Raw genomic sequence first — 11,013 nt, 5'->3', positions numbered from 1 at the left:
CAGTTAGATTTCTCCGTATGAAATGGAACGTTGCCTTGGCTTTCATCGTGCTCCTGGTCGCCGCATTCACCCCGATGAACCCGGCATCGACGTGGGCAAACGGGGAAGACACCACCGGCGCCCCGGCTGTCTACGCTGGGCCCGATCAGCTCGTTGAAGCCCGCCGCGCCACCGGTGACGCCGCCGCCGAAGCCGGCTTTCTGACGCAGGGCACAAAGCAACTCAAAGAAGGTACGGACCAGCTCAAGGATGGCTCCGGCGAGCTCGCGGAAGCCGTGCGCAGCGCGAGCGACGGCGCGGACCAGCTATCGAAGGGCATGGTGGAAATTCAGGCCGGTACCGGCCAACTCGCTGACGGCGCCACCCGCGTCGCTGACTCCGTCGGCGGTGCCGTGGACCAGGTAGTTGGATTCGAAGCCGTGCGCGGCCAGATCCTCGGGGCCATCGACGACACCATCAAGGCCACCGCGAACAACCGCGACCCGCAAGTCGTCGACCTCCGGAAGCAACTCAAAGACCTGCGCGGCCAGGTCGAGACCGCTGAGCTGCCGGAAGACATGAACACGCAGCTCACCGAGCTTCGCGACGGCTCCCGCGAGCTGGCCAACCAACTGTCCACCCCCGGCTACGCCTACCACGACGGCATCTACTCTGCGACCAACGGAGCTTCCGAACTGTCCAAGGGCCTCAACGAGATGAACGGCAAGGTCAAGGAGGCGACCGACGGCGTGAACCAGCTTGCCGACGGCGGCACCAAGGTCGACGAGATGGCCAACACCACCAAAGACAACATCGGGGCGATCCAGCGCGCCCTGCCGGCACCTGTTCCCGTTGCCGGGGCAGCTGGTACGGGGACCGGCACCGCGGCTGGCGCGGACGGGCAAGCAGCACCCGCACCGGCATCCGCTCTAGCTCCGCTGGCCGCGATGCTTGTCTCGGCTCTGGCGATCCTCGGCGGAGTTGTCACCGCTTTAGCGGCCTACGCGGGATCCCGCCCCCGCGCGCGGTGGATCATCCTGGGCCTGGGCACCGCCTTCAGTGCGTCGGCCGGGCTCATTCTCGTGGCCATCCTGGGCACGAACTTGTCCGCAGCCGCGCTGGCGATCGCCGGTTCCGCCCTGGTCCTTGGCACCCTGGCTTCGGCAGGGCTGACCTGGATTCTCCGCTCTGCGTTCGGCACCATTGGCGGCGGTGGTGCCGCCGGCGTATTGGCTCTGCTGCAGGTGGGTGTGGTCGGCTGGGTGTGGTCCACCGCTGCCACCGGTGAGGTCTCTTTGCTGTGGAGCGCCGCTTCGCAGGCGCTCCCGATGCACTGGTCCACAGCCGCCATCTCTGCGGCGGGTAACGGCGGATCCGCCACCGCCATGTGGACCGGCATCGGGCTGTCCGCGCTGCTCGCTGTGCTTGGGCTCGTGGCGATGCGCGCGAGCCGCCCCGCCGTCGTGTCCGCCTATGACGCCGCCGACGCCGGCTACGCGGACGACGACTACGACGATGGCGCGGACTACGAAGAATCCGACTTCGACGAGCTCGACGATGACACCGCCGTCCTCGACACCGACGAAGCTATCGAACACAAGCGCTAACGTGCGCCCCTCTTCGTCGAGGCCATCAAGTAGGCTCCTGCTGTTCCCCGAAACCGGGTGGACGCCGCATAACTGAACAAAGGAGTCGCGCATGACCACCATCAACGCCCGCCAGATCCTCGAGCGGGAAGGTCGAGCGCTCACCGCCGACGTGCTCGGGCCCGTCAACGGCTACCGCCATTCGCCCAACTCCGTGCGCCGATGCTCGAAGTGCTACGACGAGATCATCCTCCACGGCCGGTTCGGCTGGCTCCACGCCGAATCGCTCGAGCACGACTGCCTCGACGCCGAGAACACCGCCATCTGCGCCCGCTAGGACAGGCGTAAAAATCCCGGACGAGAATCGCTTTGTGCACGGTTGCACGTGACCATGCACAAAGCCAATCCCGAGCCCGTAAGGCCTCCAAGGATCTAGCAATCAACTGTTCGCCTGAATGTCACCTTACTGTATTGCAGCTGTGTTTAAGTGGGGAATTGGATGGCTTCCAATCCATCTAGTTCTTATTTTCCCAGTCACCGGCACCTTCCCGGATCAGCAGCGACTACAGCGAACAGGAAGACTTCATGAGCGCAGCAACATGGAAATCCGTGGCCGCGAGTGTGGGCGTCATTGCTCTCACCGTTGCCACGACACCTACATCTCAAGCAGCGATTGATCTCGATTACGAGGGCTACAACGGCAAGCCGTCGTGTATCTCCATCGACGGCAACGGCAACGTCAAGGCTCCGCAGCCTGGCGAATGCGCCCAGTTCGGCAAAGGCGGCCAGGGCCGTTCCGACGAAAAAGCCAAGAACGTCATCATGATCGTCGGCGACGGCATGGGGCACCAGGAAATCACCGCGGCCCGTAACTACCTGCTCGGTGCCGGCGGCCGCTTCGACGGTCTGGACAACCTCACCGCTACCGGTGCCTACACCACCTTCGCCATCGACGAAGACGGCAAGAAGAACTACGTCACCGACTCCGCGGCTTCCGCTACCGGTTGGGCGACCGGCACCAAGAGCTACAACGGTGCTCTTGGCGTGGACATCAAGAAGGACGCCCACGTCAACCTCCTCGAGATGGCTAAGAACGCCGGCATGCGCACCGGTAACGTGACCACCTCCGAGATCCAGGACGCCACCCCGGCCTCCATGGGGTCCCACATTTCGCAGCGCAGTTACTACGCGCCGTCCGGTGACTCGAAGCCGGTCAAGGGCGATGAGGCCCGCGAGAACGGCGGCATCGGCTCCATCTCCGAGCAGCTCATCGACACCCGCGCGGACGTCACTCTCGGCGGCGGCGCCAAGTACTTCGACACCAAGGTGATGGCGGACAGCGACAATACCAACCCGTTCCTCGAAGGTGACGCGAAGTTCAACACCAAGTGGGAGAAAGACAAGACCGTCGCAGAGAACGCCGAAGCCAACGGCTACAAGATCGTGCGTACCCGCGACGAGCTCGCAGCAGTCACTGAAGCGAACCAGGATCAGCCGGTTCTGGGCCTGTTCCATGACAAGAACATGACCCGCCGCTTCGAGTCTTCTACGCCGGCCAAGGGTGGCGCGACCGCTGAGCCCACAACCTGTAAGGAAGCCAATATCGGCAACGAGCCGGAGTTGGCGGACATGACCACTAAGGCCATCGAGCTGCTGGACAAGCCGAACGAGGAGAAGGGCTTCTTCCTCCAGGTCGAGTCCGCTTCGATCGACAAGGCCGACCACGACGGCGACGCCTGCGGCTTTATCGGTGAGCTCAAGCGCCTCGAGGACACGGTGGCCACCGCTGTCGATTTCGCCAAGAAGGACGGCGACACCCTAGTCGTCGTCACCGCGGACCACGCCCACACTGCGCAGATCGTGCCCGACGGCCAGGATTCCCCGGCTGTGACCACCCGCCTTCACACCCACGACGACACCAACATGTCCGTCGCATTCGGCACCGTTCCCGTCCCGAAGGTCGAGGAGGGCGACTTCTCCATGCAGCACACCGGTGCCCAGGTGCGCATCGCCGCGTACGGCCCGGCGTCCGAGAACGTCTTCGGCCAGATCGACCAGACCGACGCTTTCTACGTCATGGCCAACGCGCTCGGCCTCGGCGATTGGGAGGTCAACACGAACCCGGTGGCGCGCGACTTCACTGCCCGCAACGAGGCTAACGGGGAACTCTGCTACCAGCTCGAACCAGGTGAGGCTCCGCAGGTCGGTGACTGCACGAAGTTCGGCAAGAAGGGCCAAGGCCTCGACGACTCCAAGGCGAAGAACGTCGTGATCATGCTTGCCGACGGCACCGCCGACGCCGACATCACCGCCGCCCGCAACTACCTGCACGGCGCTAACGGCCGTTTCGAGGCCGTGGACAACCTCGAGTACACCGGTTACCACACCACGTACTCCCTGAATAGGGAGACCGGCAAGCCGGATTACGTCACCGACTCCGCTGCGTCCGGTTCCGCCCTCTACTCCGGCATCAAGACCTACAACGGCGGTTTGGGCATCGACAACAACGGCAAGCCGGTTCCGACCATGGCTGAGCTTGCAAAGGCTGCCGGCATGAAGGTCGGCAACGTTTCCACCGCGGAGATTCAGGACGCCACCCCGGCGGCATTCGCCGTCCACGCCCTGGACCGCGCGGACTACGCGCCATCCGGCGAGAAGAAGGTAGCGCAAGACGCACAGCGCCGCGAAAACGGTGGTCTCGGCTCCATCTCCGAGCAGCTTGTCGACGTCCGCGCCGACGTCACCCTCGGCGGCGGTGCCGAGTACTTCGACACCGAGGTGATGGTCGACGGCAAGAACGGCGACACCACCTGGACCAAGGGCAAGACCGTTCTGGACAATGCGCGCGACAACGGCTTCGAAATCGTCAACGACGCTAAGAGCCTCGACGCAGTGAAGAACTCCGACAAGCCAGTCCTGGGCCTCTTCTCCCCGAGCCACATGCCGCGCATCTACAAGGAGACCGTTCCGACGGAAGATGGCGCGATGAAGGAAGCACAGCGCTGCGAGGCTAACCCCGAGTACACCGACGATATCCCGACGCTTGCGGCCATGACCCGCAAATCCCTGGAACTGCTTCAGAACGACAAGGGGTTCGTCCTCCACATTGAGGCGGCGTCCCCGGACAAGGCCAGCCACGGTGCCGACGCCTGCGGCATGATCGGCGAGATCCGCCAGTGGGACGAGTCCATCAAGGTCGTCCAAGACTGGGTGGAGGAGACCGGTGAGCCGACCCTGATCGTCGCCACTGCCGACCACGCCCAGACCCCGATGATCACCTACAACCAGAAACCGACCGCCGGCTTGACCACCAAACTGAAGACCGCGGACGACGCTGACATGTCCCTGCTGTACTCCACCGCGGAGTCGAACGACCCGAAGGACGCCCTCGGCGGCCAGCAGCACACCGGTGCTCAGGTCCGCGTTGCGGCTTCCGGCCCGGGGGCGGCGAACTTCACCGGCCAGATCGACGAGACCGACATCTTCTTCGGCGCGATGAACGCCGTGGGCGTCGACACTGATCAGCCTATCGACGGCAGCTCTTCTGGCTCCTCCGGCTCGTCTAGCTCCTCGAGCTCTTCGGCTAACTCGGCTGGTTCTTCCATTGGTGTGTTCTTCGGCGTTCTTGCCGCTCTGCTGGGGGTGGTTGCTCTTCTGAGTCCGCTGTTCCCGCAGGCACGCGAGATGTTTGAGAACTTCCGTAAGACCCTGCCGTTCTAACGCTGCGCGGGTAGCACCTCCGCTGATATGCGGCCCCGAGCCGCAGACCTGCTCCCCGCTGGTCGGACTGTGAACGCAGATCCCGACTAGCGGGGAGCTTCGGGTTAAACGACAAAAGGGGATGCGGACGGAATCTTGGAGGATTCCATCATGAACCGCTCATACACCAAGGAGCAGCGACGCAGAGCTCTGCAGGTTTACAAGCGCACTCAATCGGTGACCAAGACCGTCCGTGAACTTGGTTATCCAGGGCGATGGACGCTGTACAAATGGTTGCGTGAACCCGCCAAACCTGGTCGACCCCGCAAACAGTCAAAAACATTGACCCGCTACCCGTTTGAGGTCAAGCTTCGTGCTGTTGAGCTCTTCAACGCTGGTTGGAGGCCAGCTGACATCGCTGTGGAATGCGAGCTGCGCTCAAAGATGAGTGTCTATTCTTGGGCACAACGCCACCGTGAAGAGGGAAAATGGGGTTTGATGTCGAAAAGAGAACGCAAAGAGCACACTCGCATGCCCACCCGAGCAGCATTCGAGAAATCATTAGCCGATGATCCTGCAGAACTGAAAAAGCAAATGGCTCAACTGCTCGTTGACAAGGCTGTTTTGGAAAAGGAGCTGGAACTTGTAAAAAAAGACGTCAGCGTCATCCCGGGTCAGCTCAGCAATAAGCACAAGGCTGAAGTGGTTGACGCGTTACGCGGCGAGTTTCCGTTATCTATGCTGCTTGCTGCTATTGATCTTGCGGCATCAAGCTTCTACTACCAACTCCAACAGCGATTTGCTCCGGATAAGCACGCGCGTATCCGCGAATTGCTTCATGAGATTAGTTCTGAGTCGAATAACACCTACGGCTATCGCCGACTTTGGTGGGAACTGCGCCATCGCGGGATCGTTATCAGTGAGAAGGTCGTCCGCCGTCTCATGCACGAAGAGGGAATTCGTCCCTGGTTCCCGAAACGAAAGTGGCGTTACTCCAGCTATCAAGGGGAAATTTCTCCCGCACCACCTAACCTGGTGAACCGCAATTTTCATGCTGAGCATCCAAATCGGTTGTGGCTGACTGACATCAGTGTTTTCGCTACTAACCAAGGTCGCGTGTACCTGTCTGCCATCATCGACTGTTTTGACGGGAAGGTCGTGGCAGCAAAAACAAGTGTTCATCCCACCATGGAGTTAGCAGAAGAAACTTTGTACGCAGCAATCGCAACCGAAAAGCCGGCAATGGATGGCTCCTTGGTGATTCACTCAGACCGCGGAGCACATTATCGAGGCAGCAGCTGGCGAAGTATGACCGAGAAGTTCGGAATACTTCGCTCGATGTCGAAGAAAGGTTGTAGCCCCGACAATGCAGCATGCGAGGGGTTCTTCGGCCGAATGAAAAACGAAATGTACTACGGCAGAACCTGGCAGAACCCCCAAGAGCTCAAAGAAGCAATCGCGACATACATTGAGTTCTACAACGATCACCGAATCAAGATCAGCCTCGATGGTTTGAGCATTGCCGAATACCGAAAAGTCAATGTAGCGTGAGATTGAAACTGTCCAAAAAACGTCCGCATCCTCTTTTGTCGTTTAACCCGGAGCTTCTGTATTGCGGTGCCTGGGCAGAACGAAAAAAGAAGCCGCTGAAATCCAGCGGCTTCTTTCTCAATTTGGTCGGGATAACAGGATTTGAACCTGCGACCTCTTCGTCCCGAACGAAGCGCGCTACCAAGCTGCGCCATATCCCGGTGCACTTAATGAGTACCCGGGGTACTTTAGTCCACCATCCGGCAAGCTCCAAAACGCCTGTTGGTTACGGCTGTTGCGGCCCTGATCTGCGCCTGATTCGAGCGGCGGACGGGGCACTAGTCGTCCCGAGCATCCTCCCGAGCGGTGAGCGTCAACAGCGCCGCGGACGGCCGGCAGAAAATACGCACGGGGGCGAATTTGGAGGTGCCCAGTCCGTTGGAGACTTCGAGCCACATGTCGCGGTAGCGGTGGAGGCCGGAGGCGCGTTCGCGGTCGATGTCGGCGTTGGTCACGATTGCGCGTTCGCCGGGCAGGCAGATCTGCCCGCCGTGGGTGTGGCCGGCGAGGACGAGCTGGTAGCCGTCGGCATCGAACTGGTCCAGCACCCTCCGGTAGGGGGCGTGGGTGACGCCGAGGGCGAGGTCGGCGTCGGGATTGGGGGTGCCTTCGATGAGGGTGTAGTCGTCGAGGTCGTGGTGGGGGTCGTCGGTACCCGCGATGGCCAAGCGCACATCTCCGACCTTGAACTCAAGGCGTTTGTGCGTGGCGTCCTGCCAACCGCGCTCGATGAAAGCGGCGCGCATGCCTTTCCACGGCAGGTCCACGTAGCTGGGCTCGCGCTTGGCGTTCAGAAGGTATTTGACCGGGTTGACGGGACGCGGCGCCCAGTAGTCGTTGGTGCCGAAGACGAACACGCCAGGACGGTTCAGCAGCGGGCCGAGAGCGGCGAGCACGTCGGGCACGGCATGCTTGTCGGACAGGTTGTCGCCGGTGTTGACCACCAGGTCGGGGTCGAGTGCGTCGAGGGCAGAGACCCACGCGATCTTTGACTTCTGTCCGGGAATCATGTGCAGGTCAGAGACGTGCAGGATGCGCAAGTCGTCCACGCCTTCGGTAAGGATGGGCAGCTCGTAGGTTTTCAGGCGGAATTTGGTCAGTTCGCTGTAGCCGAAGGCTAACGTCGTTAAGCCAAGGGCTGTCACCGCGCCCAGCGCTTGTGCGATCTTCTTCATTGGATCAAGGCTACCCTCGTAGCTATGAGTGAATTGAAAGACCAGATCCGCGCCGACCTCAAAGAAGCCATGAAAGCCAAGGAGAAAGACCGCACGGGTGCGATCCGCATGCTGCTCGCGGCGATCCAGACTGAGGAGACGGAGGGCGCGAAGCACGAGCTTGACGACGCTGCTGTGCTCAAGGTCGTCGCCCGCGAGATCAAGAAGCGCCGCGAATCGGCGGAGATCTACCAGCAGAATGACCGCCAGGACCTCGCCGACGCGGAACTGGCGGAGGTAGCGGTACTCGAGGCCTACCAGCCCAAGCAGCTTGACGACGTCGAGCTCGCAGCGCTTATCGACGAAGCCGTCACCGAAACCGGTGCCACCTCCATGAAAGAAATGGGGCAGGTTATGAAGGCCGCCACCGGGAAGGCTGCTGGCCGCGCCGACGGCAAGCGCCTGTCTGCGGCAGTCAAGGCGCGACTGTCGTAGCCGAAGCGGGCGCTATAGGTCGCCGAACAGGTCCGCAAGATCGTCGGCGAAACGGCCGATTTCGTCTTCGAGGTCCTCGCGGTAGCGCGAGGCTTCGTCGTCATCGTCGCGGCCGCGGTCATCGCGGGTGTCCCTGCGGTTGGGCGGGTTGTTCCGCGCCGGGGAGCCGTCCGAGACGACGAGAGTGACCACAGCGCCTTCGCCTGCGTTTTCAGGAGTGCGGGCCTCGACGACTTCGCCTTCGGGTTTGCCGGTGGCGGTGCCCTTCGTCTCCCGGACCTTGAACCCAGCTGCCTCTAGCTGCGAGCGCGCCTCAGCGGCTTGGAGGCCGACGACGCTGTCGAACAGGTCGTTGCGCGAAGCAGGGTCATACAGCGGGCTCGGGGTGGGGAGCCCAGCTCCTTGCACGCCCGGAATCTGCGTGGCCATCTGGAACCACGAACGGGCCGCCTCCTTACCGCCGAAGAGATCGCCGTAGTTGCACTGGCGGACCGGACCTGAGCACAGCGGGGTGGTCTGGGTGCCGTCGTTGTAGATGTAGGTGGCGGCAGCGAAAGCGTTGTTGAAGCCGAGGAATGCCGAGGACTGGTGCGATTCCGTCGTTCCCGTCTTGGCGGCAACGGGGCCGCTCCAACCGTATGCCGCAGCCGCGTCTTTCGCGGTGCCGCTAATAGTGTCCTGGGCCATGCCGTTGGCCAGGCCGGAGGCGAGCTCGGGGGAGACAGCCTCCTCGCAGTCGGGGCGCTCGATGAACACTTCCTGGCCGAGCCGGTCCTCCACCTTGGCCACCGGGTTAGGCTCGCACCACTTACCGCCGGACGCCAGCGTTGCCCCAACGTTGGACAGCTCCAACGGGTTCACGGCGGTGGGGCCAAGTGTGAAGGCGCCGAGGTTGTTCTGGCGGAAGTAGTCCCCGATGGAATGGTCCTCGTCGAAGCTGCCCGGATCCTCGTAGGAACGCAGCCCCAAGCGCACGGCCATGTCGACGGTCGCTTCCACGCCGACTTCCTCGAGAAGCTCGATGAACGTGGTGTTGGGGGATTTTGCAAGGGCGTCGCGAAGCGTCAGCTCGCTGGGATAGGATCCTGCGTTTTCCACGCAGTACGCGCCAGCCGGACACCCGGTGGCACCGCCGGTTCCCATGCCGTATTTCACGGAACGCTTTGGCACCGGCAGCTTGGCGTCGAGGTTGTATCCCTGCTCCAAGGCTGCTGCGGCGGTGAAGATCTTGAACACAGACCCAGCACCATTGCCCACCATGCTGGACGTCTGCGGTAGGACGGTCTGACTTTCGTCGCCATCCAGGCCATACGTGCGCGACGAGGTCATGGCCAGGATGTTGCGGGAGTTTTCGCCGGGCTCGATGACATTGATCACCTCGGCGACGCCGTGCTGGCCCGGGCTAACTGCACTTGCGGCGGCGTTGTGCGCAATCTCTTGAACTCCCGGGTCCAGCGTGGTCCTAATGGTGTAGCCGCCGCGCTCGAGCTCCTCCATGGGCAGACCCTTGCCGGCGAGGTACTCCAGTGCGTAATCACACAGGAAACCCGCAGAACCAGCAGAGATGCAGCCCTCGGGCAGCAAGGCGGGTTCTTCGAGGACTCCAAGGGGTTCGCCCTTGAAGCGGTCTGCCTCATCTTGCGCGAGGTAACCGGAGGTGACCATTGCCTGCAGCACCGTGTTGCGGCGCTCCGTGGCCCCTTCGGGGTTGGTGTACGGGTTGAGCATCTCAGCGGACTGCAGCATGCCGACGAGCAGCGCTGACTGCGGGACATTGAGCTCGGCGGCGGGGATGCCGAAGTAGGTGCGCGCGGCGGCCTCAATGCCGTACGCGTGGTTGCCGAAGGGGACGATGTTCATATATCGCGCCAAGATCTCTTCCTTGGGCAGCTGCTTGTCCAGGTCGGACGCCATGCGCATCTCGCGCAACTTGCGTGGAATCGACTGTTCGACGGCGGCTGTTTGCTCTTCGGGATTCTCAGCGTCGACAAGCAAAAGATAGTTCTTCACGTACTGCTGGTTGATTGTGGAGGCACCTTCCTCCACGCCGCCTGCCAGCACGTTCGTGACCATCGCGCGGGCAAAACCCTGCATGTCCACGCCTTCGTGCTCGTAGAAGCGGCGGTCCTCGATGGCGACCAACGCGTCTTTGGCGGCCTGGCTGATCTGCTCCGCCTTCAACTCATAACGGCGCTGGTTGTAGATCCAGGCTATGGGCTCACCGTTCTTATCGGTGATCGTGGTCACGCCGGGGGCGGACCCGTCGGTTAAGTCGGCGAGATTGGACTGCATCGTCTCATCGACGCGAGCGACAGCAGCCCCGCTGATCCCCACGACGGGGGCAAGACACAGCACCACTGCGAGACCCGCGGCAACGACGCCGAGGAGCAGTTTTCCCAGGGAACCTAGTGAAGACACCTTTCATACACTACGGCCTAGACCCCCACAGGGGAATCGGTGCCTACCCCCGCTCGTGTGATCTATTCGACAATAATCCCAGGGGGTGAATA

General features: G+C 62.1%; 7 protein-coding genes and 1 tRNA gene. 5 read left to right on the top strand and 3 right to left on the bottom strand.

Annotation, left to right across the window (positions count from 1 at the left end):
• Window positions 1–17 precede the first annotated feature (17 nt).
• The 4 genes from HMPREF0291_RS02120 to HMPREF0291_RS02105 all read left to right on the top strand — a co-directional run bounded on the left by HMPREF0291_RS02120 (window position 18) and on the right by HMPREF0291_RS02105 (window position 6,815).
• Window positions 18–1,586: a membrane protein gene (locus HMPREF0291_RS02120; protein ID WP_005287234.1), complete on the top strand. Its 1,569-nt coding sequence runs from the start codon at window positions 18–20 to the stop codon at window positions 1,584–1,586.
• Between the two features lie 91 nt (window positions 1,587–1,677).
• Window positions 1,678–1,902 (top strand): hypothetical protein, encoded by a 225-nt coding sequence (locus HMPREF0291_RS02115; protein ID WP_005287232.1) that lies wholly within the window; start codon window positions 1,678–1,680, stop codon window positions 1,900–1,902.
• A 248-nt stretch (window positions 1,903–2,150) separates the two neighbouring features.
• Window positions 2,151–5,285: an alkaline phosphatase gene (locus HMPREF0291_RS02110; protein WP_005287230.1), complete on the top strand. Its 3,135-nt coding sequence runs from the start codon at window positions 2,151–2,153 to the stop codon at window positions 5,283–5,285.
• Between the two features lie 150 nt (window positions 5,286–5,435).
• Window positions 5,436–6,815, top strand: a complete 1,380-nt coding sequence (locus tag HMPREF0291_RS02105; protein ID WP_005287188.1) for an IS3 family transposase — start codon at window positions 5,436–5,438, stop codon at window positions 6,813–6,815.
• Between the two features lie 123 nt (window positions 6,816–6,938).
• Here the strand turns inward: HMPREF0291_RS02105 and HMPREF0291_RS02100 are convergent.
• Both HMPREF0291_RS02100 and HMPREF0291_RS02095 read right to left on the bottom strand, forming a co-directional pair.
• A tRNA-Pro gene (locus HMPREF0291_RS02100) sits at window positions 6,939–7,015 on the bottom strand.
• A gap of 117 nt (window positions 7,016–7,132) precedes the next feature.
• Window positions 7,133–8,029 (bottom strand): metallophosphoesterase, encoded by an 897-nt coding sequence (locus HMPREF0291_RS02095; protein WP_005287226.1) that lies wholly within the window; start codon window positions 8,027–8,029, stop codon window positions 7,133–7,135.
• Window positions 8,030–8,053: 24 nt separating this feature from the next.
• On the opposite strand from HMPREF0291_RS02095, the gene HMPREF0291_RS02090 reads away from it, so the two are divergent.
• Window positions 8,054–8,503 (top strand): GatB/YqeY domain-containing protein, encoded by a 450-nt coding sequence (locus HMPREF0291_RS02090; RefSeq protein WP_005287224.1) that lies wholly within the window; start codon window positions 8,054–8,056, stop codon window positions 8,501–8,503.
• 12 nt (window positions 8,504–8,515) lie between these two features.
• Here HMPREF0291_RS02090 and HMPREF0291_RS02085 read toward each other — a convergent pair whose 3' ends face one another.
• Window positions 8,516–10,921: a transglycosylase domain-containing protein gene (locus tag HMPREF0291_RS02085; protein ID WP_005287222.1), complete on the bottom strand. Its 2,406-nt coding sequence runs from the start codon at window positions 10,919–10,921 to the stop codon at window positions 8,516–8,518.
• Between the last annotated feature and the right edge of the window lie 92 nt (window positions 10,922–11,013).

The sequence above is a fragment of the Corynebacterium genitalium ATCC 33030 genome, assembly GCF_000143825.1.
Lineage (GTDB): Bacteria > Actinomycetota > Actinomycetes > Mycobacteriales > Mycobacteriaceae > Corynebacterium > Corynebacterium genitalium.
The sequence above is the reverse complement of the archived record's forward strand: the minus strand, read 5'-3'. Positions and strand labels throughout refer to the sequence as shown.